At 64.5% G+C, this 14,476-nt stretch carries 11 protein-coding genes; 4 read left to right on the forward strand and 7 right to left on the reverse strand.

Annotated elements, in window-relative coordinates:
* Nucleotides 1-5: 5 nt before the first annotated feature.
* Genes V6M89_RS02695 through V6M89_RS02710 form a run of 4 tightly spaced genes read right to left on the reverse strand, consistent with a single transcriptional unit; the run spans nucleotide 6 to nucleotide 5,409 of the window.
* A complete protein-coding gene (locus V6M89_RS02695; RefSeq protein ID WP_332851703.1) occupies nucleotides 6-1,370 on the reverse strand; it encodes a DUF1329 domain-containing protein in 1,365 nt (454 codons plus the stop codon).
* Nucleotides 1,371-1,383: 13 nt separating this feature from the next.
* Nucleotides 1,384-3,087, reverse strand: coding sequence for a DUF1302 domain-containing protein (locus tag V6M89_RS02700; protein WP_332851704.1), 1,704 nt, complete (start codon nucleotides 3,085-3,087; stop codon nucleotides 1,384-1,386).
* Between the two features lie 60 nt (nucleotides 3,088-3,147).
* On the reverse strand, nucleotides 3,148-3,915 hold the full coding sequence (locus tag V6M89_RS02705; RefSeq protein ID WP_332851705.1) for a coniferyl-alcohol dehydrogenase: 768 nt from the start codon (nucleotides 3,913-3,915) through the stop codon (nucleotides 3,148-3,150).
* Nucleotides 3,916-3,939: 24 nt separating this feature from the next.
* A complete protein-coding gene (locus V6M89_RS02710; RefSeq protein WP_332851706.1) occupies nucleotides 3,940-5,409 on the reverse strand; it encodes a benzaldehyde dehydrogenase in 1,470 nt (489 codons plus the stop codon).
* A 290-nt stretch (nucleotides 5,410-5,699) separates the two neighbouring features.
* Between V6M89_RS02710 and V6M89_RS02715 the strand changes: the two genes are divergently transcribed.
* On the forward strand, nucleotides 5,700-7,484 hold the full coding sequence (locus V6M89_RS02715; protein WP_332851707.1) for a sigma-54-dependent Fis family transcriptional regulator: 1,785 nt from the start codon (nucleotides 5,700-5,702) through the stop codon (nucleotides 7,482-7,484).
* Nucleotides 7,485-7,503: 19 nt separating this feature from the next.
* Here V6M89_RS02715 and V6M89_RS02720 read toward each other — a convergent pair whose 3' ends face one another.
* Nucleotides 7,504-7,995: a MarR family winged helix-turn-helix transcriptional regulator gene (locus V6M89_RS02720; protein ID WP_332851708.1), complete on the reverse strand. Its 492-nt coding sequence runs from the start codon at nucleotides 7,993-7,995 to the stop codon at nucleotides 7,504-7,506.
* 128 nt (nucleotides 7,996-8,123) lie between these two features.
* Here V6M89_RS02720 and V6M89_RS02725 point away from each other — a divergent pair, with 128 nt between their 5' ends.
* Nucleotides 8,124-9,290, forward strand: coding sequence for an ABC transporter substrate-binding protein (locus tag V6M89_RS02725; protein ID WP_332851709.1), 1,167 nt, complete (start codon nucleotides 8,124-8,126; stop codon nucleotides 9,288-9,290).
* An 11-nt stretch (nucleotides 9,291-9,301) separates the two neighbouring features.
* Nucleotides 9,302-11,029, forward strand: a complete 1,728-nt coding sequence (locus V6M89_RS02730) for a tannase/feruloyl esterase family alpha/beta hydrolase (protein ID WP_332851710.1) — start codon at nucleotides 9,302-9,304, stop codon at nucleotides 11,027-11,029.
* 26 nt (nucleotides 11,030-11,055) lie between these two features.
* On the opposite strand, the gene V6M89_RS02735 is transcribed toward V6M89_RS02730, so the two are convergent.
* Nucleotides 11,056-12,231: an ABC transporter substrate-binding protein gene (locus V6M89_RS02735; protein ID WP_332851711.1), complete on the reverse strand. Its 1,176-nt coding sequence runs from the start codon at nucleotides 12,229-12,231 to the stop codon at nucleotides 11,056-11,058.
* A 208-nt stretch (nucleotides 12,232-12,439) separates the two neighbouring features.
* Between V6M89_RS02735 and V6M89_RS02740 the strand changes: the two genes are divergently transcribed.
* Nucleotides 12,440-13,531: a porin gene (locus V6M89_RS02740; protein ID WP_332851712.1), complete on the forward strand. Its 1,092-nt coding sequence runs from the start codon at nucleotides 12,440-12,442 to the stop codon at nucleotides 13,529-13,531.
* Here the strand turns inward: V6M89_RS02740 and V6M89_RS02745 are convergent.
* On the reverse strand, nucleotides 13,528-14,367 hold the full coding sequence (locus tag V6M89_RS02745) for an IclR family transcriptional regulator domain-containing protein (protein ID WP_332851713.1): 840 nt from the start codon (nucleotides 14,365-14,367) through the stop codon (nucleotides 13,528-13,530). The genes V6M89_RS02740 and V6M89_RS02745 overlap by 4 nt on opposite strands.
* Between the last annotated feature and the right edge of the window lie 109 nt (nucleotides 14,368-14,476).

The following is a 14,476-nucleotide window of genomic DNA, read 5'->3' on the forward strand; positions in this document are numbered from 1 at the left end:
TTCACTTAGCGTGAGCCCTGGTTGGCCAGTTCCTCTGGGCCGAAATAGCTGGCCGGCAGGCGCGGAATGGTCTTGTACTGGGTCGCCAGGTCGTTCGAAGCTTCGTTCAGCAAGTAGGCGCCGGTCTGCACGTTGTAGGTGCCCCACATGACGTTGCCCACCACGGCCGGCAGGTCCGGCGCCAGCAGCGTCAGCGTGTAGTTGCCGCGCCAGATCTGGCCTTGGGCGTCATAGCCGTCGACCAGGATGATCTGCCAGGTGTCTTCGTCCAGGTAGTAGCGGCGCTTGGTGACCACGTGGCGCTTGCCGGGGATCAGGCTCGCTTCCACTTCCCACACGCGGTGCAGCTCCCAGCGCACCAGGTCGGGATTGAGGAACTGCGGCCCAACCAGGTCGCTGATCTTGGCGGCTGCGGCGCGGTTGTTGTTATAGGGGATGTACATCTCCTTCTTGCCGACCAGCTTGAGCTCATGGTGGTCGATAGGGCCGAACAGCATGAACGCCTCGTCGAACAGGCCGATGCCGGAAGTGACCGAGTCCGGCGTGTCGTAGGACACCGACGGCGCGCGCCGCACGCGGCGCTGGCCCACCAGGTACTGCCAGATCGCGCGCGGCTGCGCCTCGCTGATGCCGTCGTGGACCAGGATACCTTCGCCCGCCTTGGAGGCCGGCGCGCGCGTGATCAGGCGGCCGAACTGGAAGATGCCGTCGAATTTTTCCAGGCTGCCGTCCTTGAAGTAGTACGGCCGCATGATGGTCTGTTCGGCTTCGGTGGCGGTGGCGCGCTTGCCGTCGGGCGTGACGATGGTGGTCCGCAGCGGGAACACGGTGGTTTCGCCGGTCCAGGCCAGGCGGTGGTTCATCATGGCCTCGTAGCCGGTCTTCGGGATCGGGAACGGGATGCCGCCGAACGCGCCTTCCACGCCGAAGCCGCCGTCGATGGACTTGGCGCGGGTGGCGTTCTTGAAGGTGTTCTCATACACCCAGGCCGGCGCGCCGCCGGTGCGATGGGTTGGATAGACGTCGATCCGGTAGGTCGGATATTTTTTCAACAGCGCCACTGTGGCGGCGGACAGCTTGGCCGCATACTGGTCCACGTTCTTGCCGGTGATGGCCAGCGTCGGCTTCTCGGCGGCGAAGGGATCGGCGCGGAAGTCGCCAGCCTTGAAACCAGCCGGCACCTTGGCGTAGGCGCCGTCCCAGGCTGGAATGGTGGCTTCCTTGTTGCCGGCTTTTTCGGCGCCCAGCGGGGTCAGTGTGGAGTGCAGCTTGGCCGCTTCGTCGGCGGTGACGGCGGCGCCGGCATGCGGCAGGGCGAAGGCCAGGGCCAGGGCCAGCGGGGCGGCGGCGAAATTCAGGGTCGTCTTCATTATAGTTTTGTCCTTAGAATGCGCGTTTGATGTTGAAGGAGATGTAATCGCGGTCCGCCAGCGACTGGGCATAGCTCAGGATGGGCGTGTTGGTGACCGGATTATTTTTCAGGAAGGTGCCAGCCGCGCCGAGGAAGCGCACGTAGCTGATGCCGAACTTCCAGTCCTGGTGGTAGGTGGCGTTGACGCCGATATTGAAGTCGCCCCCGTGCGAGCTGCCGCCGTTGAAGTTGAACACGGCGCGCGAGCGGCCGTCGATGTTGTAGCCGACGCCGATCGGGATCGACAGGTCGAGGCCATTGATCACCTGGTAGTAGGCCGGCTCGAAGATCATGCGCGCGGAGGTGGCGTCGCGCGTGGTGTTGGGATCGAGCGAGCCTTGCCAGGTCACGCTGGTGGCGCGGTTCCACGCCAGTTCACCCAGCAGCGAAGCGCCCTGGAAGAATGGATTGGTCGGCATCACGTAGATCGCCGACAGGTTGACGTGCGCCGTGTTGCCGACCGCGTAGGCTGGGTTGCCGCTGTTATCGGCGAACACGCCGGTGCCGGCGCGCGACAGGAAGTTGGGCGTAGGGTCGCTGACCAGTGGCGTGTTGCGGCGTACCGAGATCTCGGCCGCCACGTTCGCGCCCAGCAGCACGGTGCTGGCGCTGGCGCCGAAGGTGCGGATGCCTTCCGCGTACACGGCCTGCACGGTGGACGGCGCGCCGGGAGGGAAGCCGGGCTTGAAGCCCAGGTAGAAGTAGGGCGTCTTGTCGTGGTAGCGCGCGGCATAGAAACCGTATTCAACATCGGAGCCGGCCGGCGAGAACTTGATCTGCATGCCGCCCTGGCCCGAATTCTTCGCCTTCATGTCGGCGATGGTGTAGAAAGCCGGCGCGCCGCTGTTGGTCGGCGCCACCAGGAAGGCGCTGCTGCCGGCGCCTGCGGCGTCGTAGGAACTGAGGTAGCTGCCGACGCCCGGTATCTGGGTGGGGCGCCATTCGAACTGGTAGTAGCCGCCGATCGATACGTTGGGTAGCACTTGCAATTGGCCCGATACCTGGTTGACCGGCCGCAGGATCTCCTTGAACTGGGCGCCCGGTACGCTGAGCAGCTTGACCAGGTCCACCGGTCCCTGTGCGTTGGCGATGCCGTTGGCGCCGAAGAACAGGCTTTCGCCATACTGCAGTGTGTGGCGGCCGACGCGCACGGTGCCGGGCAGCTCGCCCAATGAACCCTTAGCGAAGACGAAGGCGTCCAGCAGTTCGGCGTTGCGGCCGTGTAGCAGGCGGGTGCCCTCGGCGAAGGTGTTGCCGGCTTTGCCGGCCAGTGTGACGGCGTTGCTGGAGGCGGAGGCGTTGTCGTTGCTGCCGGTGTACGAGCTGTCGTACCAGGCGGCGGCGCTGACGCGCATGCCCAGGTTGCGGGTGCCGGCGTCGAACTCGGACAGCCAGTCGACGCGGCTGGAGACGATGCCTTTGCGGCGGAAATTCTGGTTGCCGTCGTCGAGGTTATAGCCGGTGAAGTCGCCGGCGCCGGACGATGGGTAGCCGCCCGCCAGCAGGCGCGCATCGGCATCCTTGAGGCGATAGGCGCTGCTGTATTTGAAGGTGTTGTTCCAGCTGATCTTGAGGTCGGGATTGTCGGTCTCGAACTCGAAGGCGTGGGCGGCCGGCACGGCGGCCGCCACGGCTAATGCCAGCAGGGTTGGACTCAGGCGTTTATTCGCTTGCATGGTTTGTCTCCTCGTTATAGTTGTGTGGCCGCTGACGCGCGGCCGGGCGGATGGCAGGCATCAGATAAAGGTCGAAGCCAACCCTCCGTCCACGGGCAGGTTGATACCGCTGATCCAGCGCGATTCGTCGCTGCACAGGAAGCTGATGGCGGCGGCGACTTCGTCGGCATAGGCCGGGCGCTTCATGCGGTGGGCGTCGCGTTGCACTCGCTCCTCGCCCAGCATCGATACGAAGTCGCCGAGGATGGGCGTGAAGACGGGGCCGGGCGCCACGCTGTTCATGCGCACCGAGTGCTGCATGAACCATTTCTGCGATTGGACGTAGGTCCAGACGATCAGCGCCTCTTTGAAGTACTGGTAGCAGGTGTCGGCGGGCACGGGATGCGCGTCCAGCCAAGCCTGGCCTTCGGTGTAGCCTCGGATGGCGGCCAACTGCTTGTGCAGGTCCAACCGCTCCGCCCATTCCGCGCCCAGGATGGAGGCGACGTTGACGATGGAGCCGCCGGCCGGCATGCGCGGCAGCACCGCTTCGGTCAGGTGGCGCAGGCCGAGGTAGTTGACCCGCGCCAGCAGTGCCGGATCGGCGGTGCCGGGCACGCCGGCGATGTTGCACAGAGCGTCCACGCGTTGAGGCAGTTGGGCGATGGCGGTGTCGATGCTGGCGGGATGGCCCAGGTCGACGGAGATAAAACCGTCCAGCGTCAGGCCAGGTTCGGTGCGGTCCATGCCGATCACGGTGGCGCCTTCAAAGCGCGCCAGGCGCGCCACTTCGGCGCCGATGCCGGATGCGGCGCCGGTGACGACGATGGTCTTGTTACGTAACTTCATGTGGTCTCCTTGTTGGTGGTGTCGTTAGAAGGGATAGCGCGGCGCTTCGGTCTTCACCGTCAGCCACTGCCATTGGGTGAACTCGTCCCAGTCGGAGCTACCGCCGTGGCGGCCGCCGTTGCCCGAGGTGCCGCCGCCGCCGAACGGCGCGTGCGCTTCGGCCAGTACGGTCTGGTCGTTGATGTGGGCATGGCCAGCCGGCACGCGGTCGACGATGAACATGGCGCGCGCCAGCGTCGGCGTAATCACGCCCAGCGCCAGGCAGCCGGAGGTGGCGGAGGCCAGTGCGATCGCTTCCTGGTCGGTGTCGAACACGGTGACCGAGGCCACGGGGCCGAACAGCTCTTCCTCGAAGCAGCGCATGCCGGGGCGCACGCCGGTCAAAACGGTGGGCTGGTAGTACTGGTTTTCGTAGGTGCCACCGGCCAGCAGCGTAGCGCCGGCGGCCACGCTGTCCTGCACGATGGCGTGCACGCGCTGCACCTGGCGCGCATTGATCAATGGTCCAAGCGCCACCTTTCCGCTCATCGGATCGCCCACCGGCAGGTTCTTTGCCTTGGCGACGACGCGGTCGATGACGGCGTCGGCGATGCCGCGCTGGAGCAGGATGCGGCCGGAGGCCATGCAGATCTGGCCCTGGTGCAGGTAGGCGCCCCAAGCCACGGCGGCGGCGGCGATGTCGGGATCGGCGTCGTCGAGGATGACCAGCGAGTTCTTGCCGCCCAGTTCCAGCGACATTTTCTTCAGGTTGCGGCCGGCCAGTTCGCCGATGCTGCGGCCCACCGCGGTCGATCCGGTGAAGGCGATCATGGCGATGTCGGGATGGCTGCACATCGTCTGTCCCGCTTCGGCGGCGCCGGGCAGCACGTGCAGCACGCCCTTGGGCAGGCCAGCCTCCTCGAAGATGCGGGCGATCAGCACGCCGCCGCTGACCGGCGTTTGCAGGTCAGGCTTGTGGACCACGGCGTTACCGGTGGCGAGCGCCGGCGCGATCGAGCGGATCGACAGGATCAGCGGGAAGTTGAACGGCGAGATCACACCCACCACGCCGTGCGGCACGCGCCGCGCGATGCTCATCTCGCCGCTGCCGGAGGCCAGCAGCTGGCCCTTGGGCTGGGTGAGCATGGAGGCGGCTTCCTGCAGGTGGGCGCTGGCCTCGCGCAGTTCCAGGTCGGCCTTGGGGCGAATCGCGCCGGTCTCTCGCACGATCCATGTCGCCAGTTCGTCATGGTGTTCGGCGATGACGGCGGCGGCGCGGCGGAAGATGGCGGCGCGTTCCTTGTAGTCGCTGGCGGCCCACGCGGCCTGCGCGGCACGTGCTTGCGTGGCTGCGCGCGCCACGTCGTCGGCGTTGGCCAAGCCTACACGGCCCAGTTGTTCGCCCGTCGCGGGTTCGGTGAAGGTGTGGCTGCCGCCGTGGGCGGCGATCCAGTCGCCGTTGAAGATGAGGCCCTGCCAGATCGATGGGTGCAAAAGCGCATTCGCGTTGGTCATGCTGTCTCCTTTGAATGATGGGTGGGTGGGGAAGTCAGCCTGCTAGCACGCTAGTTGCATGAAGGTCTGCTTACCGCTCTTGCCTTAGCTATTACAAGTTGTGTGCCAGCTCTTTGTGCATCGTGCTTATTGCGGCGCACCATGTGGCTTCTACGCTGGGCGCCGGTGTGGCATTCAACGGGCCGGCACGGCGCAGCGCAGCAAAAAGAAGATGAGCCGGCGATTGATGAAATGATCAAATGGGAGAACTGCCGATGTATGATTTGGTGAATGACGACGAAAGTAGAGACATGAGCAAACCCCCTCGCGTATCGCTGGCGGAGATGGCGCAGGGCGACAGCCAGCATTTGAAAGCCGGCGCCGCGCCCACGCTGGACGACCTGACGCAAAGCCTGCATTTCTCGCCCGGCGATGGCCGCATCTGGCTCAACGGCCAGCGCATGCAGCTGCTGCATATCTCGTCGCTGGGCGCGATGCGGCGCGAACTGCTGGAGAGCATAGGCCCCGAGCGCACGCGCGGCCTGCTGACACGGGTGGGCTATTCGGCCGGCGCGCGCGATGCGCAGCTGCTGCGCGAACGCTGGCCCGACGCCGAACCCGGCTCGCTGTTCGCGGCCGGGCCGCGCATGCATTCGCTGGAAGGCGCGGTCAAGGTCGAGCCGCTGCATTTTGAATTCGACTTCGAACGCGGCACCTACCACGGCGAATTCCTGTGGCACCATTCCAGCGAGGCTGAGGTGCATACCGCTGATTTCGGCGTCGGCACTGAGCCGGCGTGCTGGATGCAGACCGGATACGCCATCGGCTACACCAGCGCGATGATCGGACGGCTGACCATCTACCGCGAGGTTGAGTGCACGGCGATGGGCCACAAGCACTGCCGCCTGGTCGGCAAGCCTGCCGACGAATGGGATAATGTGGAGGAAGACCTGCGCTTCCTGAACGCGGAATCGTTCGTCAGCACCACCGCTTACGGCGGGCCGGGACAGCATCAGCAGGCTGCGGTGCTGCCGGGCGATGACGGACGTCCTTACGGCGACAAGGAAATGGTGGGCGTGTCATCGGCCTTCAACGCGGCCTGCCATATGCTCAAGCGCGTGGCGCCAACCGCCGCCACGGTGCTGTTCACCGGCGAGTCGGGCGTCGGCAAGGAGCTGTTCGCCTACATGCTGCACCAGATCGGCGCCCGCAAGGAGCAGCCTTTCGTGGCGGTCAACTGCGCGGCGATCCCCGAGACGCTGATCGAGTCCGAACTGTTCGGCGTGGAGCGCGGCGCCTTCACCGGCGCGAGCCAGTCGCGGCCCGGCCGCTTCGAGCGCGCTTCCGGCGGCACGCTGTTCCTCGACGAGATAGGCACGCTTAGCCTGGTGGCGCAGGGCAAGCTGCTGCGCGCGCTACAGGAGGGCGAGATCGAGCGGGTAGGGGGCGTGCGCAGCGTCAAGGTGGACGTGCGGCTGGTGGCGGCCACCAATGTCGATCTGCGCGAGGAGATCCGGCAGGGCCGCTTCCGCGAAGACCTGTTCTTCCGCCTGAACGTGTTCCCGATCCGCCTGCCGCCGCTGCGCGACCGGCGCGATGACATCCCCCTGTTGATGGGCTACTTCATGCGGCACTACGGCCAGAAGCACCAGCGCCGCGTGACCGGCTTCACGGCGCGCGCGGTCGATGCGCTGCTCAACTACGACTTCCCGGGGAATATCCGTGAGCTGCAAAACCTGGTGGAGCGCGGCGTGATCTACGCCGACGAGGATGGTCCCATCGATTTGCCGCACCTGTTCACCAGCGGCGAGGAATCGCGGACCTCGTATTTTTCGCTGGCCCAGACGGGACGCCTGACCAGCCACGAAGCGGCCGCGCCGCTGCCGGCTCCCTCCGGTGCGTTGCTCGACGTGCTGCCCGAGATGCTGCGGCAGGCGTCGGAACACGGGCAGGACTGGTCGCTGGACAATCTGGAAAGCACACTGATACTGGCGGCGGTGAAGCGGGCCGACGGCAATCTGTCGGCGGCGGCGCGCACATTGGGCCTGACGCGGCCGCAGCTGTCCTACCGGATGAAGAAGCTCCAGCAGGGCTGAACCTGATGAACTGCGCCGGTCACTCCAGGTAGATCTTCTGCAGCAGCTTGACGAGCTGCGCGCGCTCGGCATCGGTCAGCGCGGACGTCGCATCCACTTCCAACTCGCTGGCGGTCTTTTCCGCCTTTGCGCACATGCTCAGCCCTGCGGCCGTCAGCGCCAGCGTCTGCGAACGCCGGTCCAGCGGACTACGCTGGCGCAGTAGCAGCCCGCGCTCCTGCAGCTTGTCCAGCAGGATGGCGAGGTTGGGCGGCGACACGTTCACCGCATCCGACAGCCGTTTCTGGTTGATGTTGGGATTCGCCTTCAGCAGGCTGAGTACACTGAAATCCACCGGCCGCAGCTCGTACTTCGCCATCCGCTTTTCAAACAACGGCAAGATATTGATGTAGGCGCGGCGGCAGTTATAGCCCACCAGGCCGAGGAGCATGCTCTGGTCCAGCGGCTGCTCTGCCGCCTCCTGGACGGCATCGATTAAAGTTGGTTTCTTTTTTTTGGGCTGCGTGGTCATTGTCCGATTCTAGCAAAGAAGCGCCGTCCCGGCCATCCTGCTGCTTGCAATGTCTCGAAAATGCGTATATTCTATAATCATTATAAAACATAACTAATTATCCTTAAACCATCCATCGAGGAGACACGATGAAGCGCAGCGCCCTTATCGCCGTAGCGACCGCCATGTTGGCGGCCGGCCAAGTACAGGCCCAATCCCAGGAACCCATCCGCATCGGCGTCATTGCCGCGCTCACCGGGCCGTTCGCCAACACCGGCAAGCCGTTCGAGGACGGCATCAAGACCTATATGCTGCAATATGGCGACCAGGTGGCCGGCCGGAAGATCGAGATCATCTACCGCGATGATGGCGGCACCAATGTCGACCAGTCCAAGCGGGCGGCCCAGGAGCTGATCACGCGTGAAAAGGTCAGCTTCCTGATCGGCTTTTCGCTGACGCCCAGCGCGATGGCGGTAGCGCCCATCGCCACACAGGCCAAGATGCCGATGATCGTGATGAACGCGGTCACCAACGGCATCACCGCCAAATCGCCGTACATGCTGCGCACCAGCATGACCATGCACCAGATGACCGGGCCGTTCGGCACCTGGACGGCGAAGAACAAGATCGGCAAGGTCTACACCCTGGTCAGCGACTACAGCACCGGGCTGGATGCGGAGGCGCGCTTCACCAAGGAGTTCAACGCCGGCGGCGGCAAGGTGGTGGGTTCGGCACGGGCGCCGCTGGCCAATCCCGACTATTCCCCCTTCATCCAGCGCATCAAGGATGAGAAGCCGGACGCGCTGTTCTTCTTCGCGCCCGGCGTGGAGGATGGCATCGGCCTGCTGAAAGCTTTCAGCGACAAGGGCCTGGACAAGGCGGGCATCAAATTCCTCGGCGTGGGCGACATGACCAGCGAGACGCCGACGCTGGAGGCGCTGGGCGACCGCGCGCTGGGTGCGGTAACGGTGCTGAACTACGCGCCGACGCTGGACAACGACACCAACAAGGCCTTCCTGAAATCCTATGCGCAGGCCAATCCGGGCCGGCCGCCGGCCACCTTCGTCACGGTGGCGGCCTATGACACCATGGGCATGATCTACGAGACCGTCCGCAAACTCGGCGGCGCCGTCAACGGCGACAAGGCGATGCAGGTGTTGGCCGGGATGAAGCGCGACAGTCCGCGTGGACCGATCAGCATCGATCCGGCCACGCGCGACATCGTGCAGAACATGTACATCCGCGAAGTGAAGAAGGTCAACGGCAAGCTGGTGAACGAGCCGATCGCCGTGCTGCGCGACGTCAGCCCCAACTAAGGAGATATCCCATGAAGATCGAACGACGTGTCTTGAACGGCACGCCGCTGGCAGCGCTTTGCCTGTCGGCGGTGGCATTGAGTGGTTGCGGGGGAGATGGCGGCACCGTTCCAAGCGCCACGGCGGCGTTGCCGCAGTTGGCTGCGGCCAGCGGCGCCAAACTGTCCACCTGCACGGATTTGGCCAGCAAGATCGCCTATCCCAATACGACGATCACCAGCGCGGCCTCGGTGGCTGCCGGTGTGCTGACGGTTGCCGGCAAGCCGGTGCCGGCGCACTGCCTGGTGAAAGGATCGATGTTTCAGCGCGTAGGCCCGGTGGATGGACAAAATTACGCGATCGGTTTCGAGATGCGGCTGCCGGTCGACTGGAACGGCCGCTTCTTCTATCAGGCCAACGGCGGCCTTGACGGCTCGGTCGTCACTGCGACCGGCGATGTCGGTGGCGGCGGGCAGCTGGACAGTGCGTTGAACCAGGGCTTTGCGGTGATCAGTTCCGACGCCGGCCATGGCGCGGCGACGCCTTTGTTCGGACTCGATCCGCAGGCGCGGCTGGACTACGGCTACCAGGCGTCGGGCAAGCTGGCGCCGATGGCCAAGAGCGTGATCCAGACCGCCTACGGCAAGGGGCCGGACCGGTCGTATTTCGGCGGCTGTTCCAACGGTGGCCGTCACACGATGGTGGCTGCGTCCCGCTACGGCGAGCAGTTCGACGGCTATCTGGTTGGCGATCCCGGCTTCCGGCTGCCGCTGGCGGCGATCGCCAATATCGCCGGTGGCCAATCCTATGCGGCGCTGGCGACCACGCAGGGTGACCTGTCGACCGGCTTTACGCCCGCCGAACGCGCGCTGGTGTCGAACGCGGTACTGGACAAGTGCGATGCGCTCGATGGCGTGAAGGATGGACTGGTGCAGGACACCAGCGCCTGCCAGGCTGCCTTTAGCCTGGAGCGCGACGTCCCGTCCTGCGGCGCGCAAGGCCGCGACGGCACCTGTCTCAGCACCGCTCAGAAGACGGCGATCGGGCAGCTGTTCACGGGCGCGCTCACCGGCGCCAAGAGCAAGTTCTATTCAAGCTTCCCGTATGACTCCGGCCTGGGCACCGGCAATTGGGCGTTCTGGAAGTTCTTCAGCCCATTGCAGCTCGATTCGGGCGCGGTGGCGATGATCTGGAAAGTGCCGCCGGTGAATCCGGCCACCTTCAACGGCGCCAACTTCGCGCTGACGTCCAGCATCGACACCTTGCTGACGCAGGTCGCCGCGACCGACGGCACTTACACCGAAAGCGCGATGTCCTTCATGCTGCCGCCACACCTGACCGACTACAGCACCGTGAAGAACCGTGGCGCCAAGATGATGCTTTACCACGGCACCAGCGATCCGATCTTCTCCAGCGACGACACCACGGCGTGGTACGACAATCTGCGTGCCGCGAACGGCGGCGACGCCTCCAACTTCGCGCGCTTCTTCCGGGTGCCTGGCATGAACCACTGTTCCGCAGGGCCAGCCACCGATCAATTCGACATGCTGACGCCCCTGGTCAACTGGGTCGAGAAGGGGCAGGCTCCGGAACGTGTGCTGGCAAGCGCGCGCGGTGCGGGCAACGCCGGCGGCGTCAATACCGACGTGCCGGCGTCATGGTCGCCGAGCCGCACCCGGCCGCTGTGTCCTTATCCGCAGGTGGCCAAGTACAACGGCAGCGGCAGTATCGAGGATGCGGCCAACTTCAGCTGCAAGTAGAGGAGCAAAAGACCAGGGCAGGCGGCTTACTTGCCCGGGTCTTTCTGGTTGGTGAACTGGTCGAATTCGACGTTATAGAATTCGCTGCCGACCTTTTCGACCTTGCGCACGTAGACCGTCTGCACGATATCGCGGGTTTGCGGATCGATGCTGATCGGTCCGCGCGGGCTGGTGAGCTGCATGGTCTTCAGGATGGCCATGGCCTGGTCGCCGTCTATCTTGCCGTTCAATTTGCGCGTCACTTCGTAGATCGCCGCCATGCCGTCATACGCCGCCACGGCCATGAAGTTCGGACGTCCCGCACCCGGATTCGCGGCCGCAAAACTCTTCAGGAAGGCGGCGTTTTCCGGCGACTTGTGCGCGGCCGAATAGTGGAAGGTGGTGATCACGCCCAGCGTGGCGTCGCCCATCGCCGGCAGCACGTGGTCGTCGGTCAGGTCGCCGGTGGCGATCACTTTGATGCCCGCTGCGGCCAGCCCGCGCTCGCGGTAGCCCTTCATGAAGGCGATGCCTTGTTCGCCCGCCGGAACAAAGATGAACACCGCATCCGGCTTGGCGTCCTTGATGCGCTGGATGTAGGGCGCGAATTCCGGATTGCGCAGCGGGACGCGGATCGCTTCCGTCACCGCGCCGCCGCCTTTGACCAGCTCATTCTTGAAGGCCGTTTCGGCGTCGATGCCGGGGCCGTAGTCCGCCACCAGCGTCACCACCTTCTTGATGTTGTTCTTGGCCGCCCATGTCGCCATCGGCGCGGAGATCTGCGGCAGCGTCATCGAGAAGCGTGCGATGTAGTTGGACTTGGTGGTGATGATGGAAGTGGCGGCGTTCATGATGATCATCGGCTTCTTCGCCTGCTCGGCGATGGGCGCCACGGCCAATGCTTCCGGCGTCAGGCCGAAGCCCGCCAGGAAGTCGACCTTGTCGCGCACCACCAGTTCCTGCGCCAGCCGCTTGGCGATTTCGGGCGAAGGCCCGGTGGTGTCCTTGTAGATGATCTCGATCTTCTTGCCGGCGACCGTGGCGCCGTTCTGCGCAACCCATGCCTTGATGCCGCCCTCCATCTGCTTGCCGTAATCGGCGAAGGGACCGGAGAAGGCGGCGATCACGCCGATCTTGATGGTGTCCTGGGCCTGCGCCAGTGGCATTGCCGACCACGCGGTGGTGGCGAGTGTGGCGATTGCTACAAATTTTTTCAACGTCATGTTGGTCTCCTGTGCGTTTCTGTTTTCTCTATGAAGAATGGCTAGTCGCGGCAATCGGCGGCGGCGGCGGGCTTCAATTTTGCCACGCGGCGTTGGTTGACAGCGCATCGCTTCATGCATAGTATCTCAATCTATGTGCGATTAACAGCCTATTGTTCGATAATCGCACATCTTAAAAACGACATATTCAAAACAACAGGAGACTGGAATGAAGAACGCAATCCGATGCGCTGCCGCGCTGCTGGCTGGAGTCAGCGCATCCGGCGCCATGGCGCAAAGCAGTGTCACGGTGTACGGCCTTGTCGATACAGGCCTGGTTTATACGACCAACGCCAATGCCGCAGGTGCCAGCATCACCAAGATGCCGTCGTTGACGGGCTCCTTCCCGTCGCGCCTGGGCTTCCGTGGCAGCGAGGACCTGGGTGACGGCTTGCAGGCCGTGTTCACGCTGGAGATGGGGCTGTCGATGGATACCGGCACCATGGGGCAGGGTAATCGACTGTTCGGCCGCCAGGCCTCGGTGGGTTTGAAAGGCGCGTTCGGCACGGTGACGCTGGGCCGCCAGATCAACATGACTTATATCGCCTCGATGAAGGGCGACGTGCTGGGACCCAACCTGTTCGCGATCGGCAGCATCGATCCCTATCTGCCGAACGCGCGCAGCGACAACGCCATCGGCTACCTGGGCAACTTCAACAACTTCGTGGTTGGCGCCACCTACAGCACCGGGCGCGATGCGTCGGCCGCTGGCGGCCCGGCTGCCACCGGCTGCCCTGGCGAAGTGGCGGGCAATTCCAAGGCCTGCCGTCAGATTACCGGCATGGTGGGCTACGAGACTCCGGAATATGGCCTGAACACTTCCTACGACATCATGTACGGTAACGTCGGCGCGGCCGGTGGCCTGACCAGCAGCGACAACAGCGACAAGCGCATCACCGTCAACGGCTATGCCAAGGTGGGCGCGGCCAAGATCGGCGGCGGCATCGTCGACCGCACCACGCGCGCGGTCACCGGCGTGACCGAATCGGATCTGTACTTCCTGGGTGTGAGCTATCCGGTTACGCCGCTGTCCACGCTGGATGTGCAGGTGGCGCGCCGCGACACCAAGAACAGCAGCTCGGACGTCAACATGGTGGTGGCCCGCTTGACCTACTACCTGTCGAAGCGCACCGCCGTGTATGGCGCGTTGGGCAAAATGAAGAACTCAGGCGCATCGGCAGTGGCGCTGGATGCCGGCGGCACCGTTGGCGCCGGCCTGTCGCAGAACGGCGTCATGGCCGGCCTGCGCCACAGTTTCTAAGGAAGTAGTATGGAGAGTTCCTGGGCCCCGCGCAGCAGCACGGGCAGGAACTCTTTTTCCAACTGCTTGACGCTGACGCGCGATGCCTGCGCGCCGACGTTCAACGCCGCCAGCACAGTCCCGGATGCGCCGCGCACGGGCACCGCGATGGAGCGCAATCCCAGTTCCAGCTCTTCATCGTTGACGGCATACCCGGCCTGGCGCACGCCGGACAGGATTTCGCGCAGGCGCTTCTGGTTGACCACCGTGTTTTCCGTCATCGGCCGCAGCGCGGTGCGGGCCAGGTACTGGTCCAGCTCCGCCGGCGGCAGGTGCGCCAGCATCACGCGGCCCAGCGAGGTGCAGTAGGCGGGCAGGCGGCTGCCGGTATTGAGCGCCACCGACATCACGCGCGAGGTGGCGGCGCGCGCCACGTAGAGCACTTCGTCATCGTCCAGCACCGCCAGCGAACTCGATTCGTTCAGCGCGCGGCTGATGTTGTTCAGGTAGGGCTGGGCCGACACCGTCAGCGGCGTCGACGACAGGTAGGAATAACCCAGCGTCAGCACCTTGGGGCGCAGCGAAAAATTGTTCAACTCCGCATCGACATAACCCAGCTCGCGCAGCGTATGCAGGCAGCGCCGCACGGCGGCGCGTGGAATGCCGGTCTTCTGGCTGATGTTGGCGATGGTCTGCGGCTTGCGCGAATCGCTGAAGGCGCGCACCACGGCCAGGCCGCGCGCCAGCGAGGTCATGAAACTGGGATCGGTCAGGGCGTCGATCTGTTCGGAGATGCTGGGTTCGTGCTCCGGCTCAGCCTCGGCGACGCTGGTTTTGGGTTTGGTGGTCTTGGACATGGCGTGATTTTAATGCAGTAGGCAGGTTCGATAGGTGTTTTTTTGTTGACCGTGGCGCGCTTACGTTGCTACACTGGATGTGCGGTAATCAATCATTAGTTCGATTATC

Origin of the sequence: Duganella sp. S19_KUP01_CR8 (assembly GCF_036688705.1) — a bacterium.
In the GTDB taxonomy this organism is placed as follows: domain Bacteria; phylum Pseudomonadota; class Gammaproteobacteria; order Burkholderiales; family Burkholderiaceae_D; genus Rugamonas.

Bases quoted from the DNA above. Each gene is read 5' to 3' on its own strand.
- V6M89_RS02695 (WP_332851703.1), bottom strand. From the start codon at position 1,370: ATGAAGACGACCCTGAATTTCGCCGCCGCCCCGCTGGCCCTGGCCCTG.
- V6M89_RS02700 (WP_332851704.1), bottom strand. From the start codon at position 3,087: ATGCAAGCGAATAAACGCCTGAGTCCAACCCTGCTGGCATTAGCCGTG.
- V6M89_RS02705 (WP_332851705.1), bottom strand. From the start codon at position 3,915: ATGAAGTTACGTAACAAGACCATCGTCGTCACCGGCGCCGCATCCGGC.
- V6M89_RS02710 (WP_332851706.1), bottom strand. From the start codon at position 5,409: ATGACCAACGCGAATGCGCTTTTGCACCCATCGATCTGGCAGGGCCTC.
- V6M89_RS02715 (WP_332851707.1), top strand. From the start codon at position 5,700: ATGAGCAAACCCCCTCGCGTATCGCTGGCGGAGATGGCGCAGGGCGAC.
- V6M89_RS02720 (WP_332851708.1), bottom strand. From the start codon at position 7,995: ATGACCACGCAGCCCAAAAAAAAGAAACCAACTTTAATCGATGCCGTC.
- V6M89_RS02725 (WP_332851709.1), top strand. From the start codon at position 8,124: ATGAAGCGCAGCGCCCTTATCGCCGTAGCGACCGCCATGTTGGCGGCC.
- V6M89_RS02730 (WP_332851710.1), top strand. From the start codon at position 9,302: ATGAAGATCGAACGACGTGTCTTGAACGGCACGCCGCTGGCAGCGCTT.
- V6M89_RS02735 (WP_332851711.1), bottom strand. From the start codon at position 12,231: ATGACGTTGAAAAAATTTGTAGCAATCGCCACACTCGCCACCACCGCG.
- V6M89_RS02740 (WP_332851712.1), top strand. From the start codon at position 12,440: ATGAAGAACGCAATCCGATGCGCTGCCGCGCTGCTGGCTGGAGTCAGC.
- V6M89_RS02745 (WP_332851713.1), bottom strand. From the start codon at position 14,367: ATGTCCAAGACCACCAAACCCAAAACCAGCGTCGCCGAGGCTGAGCCG.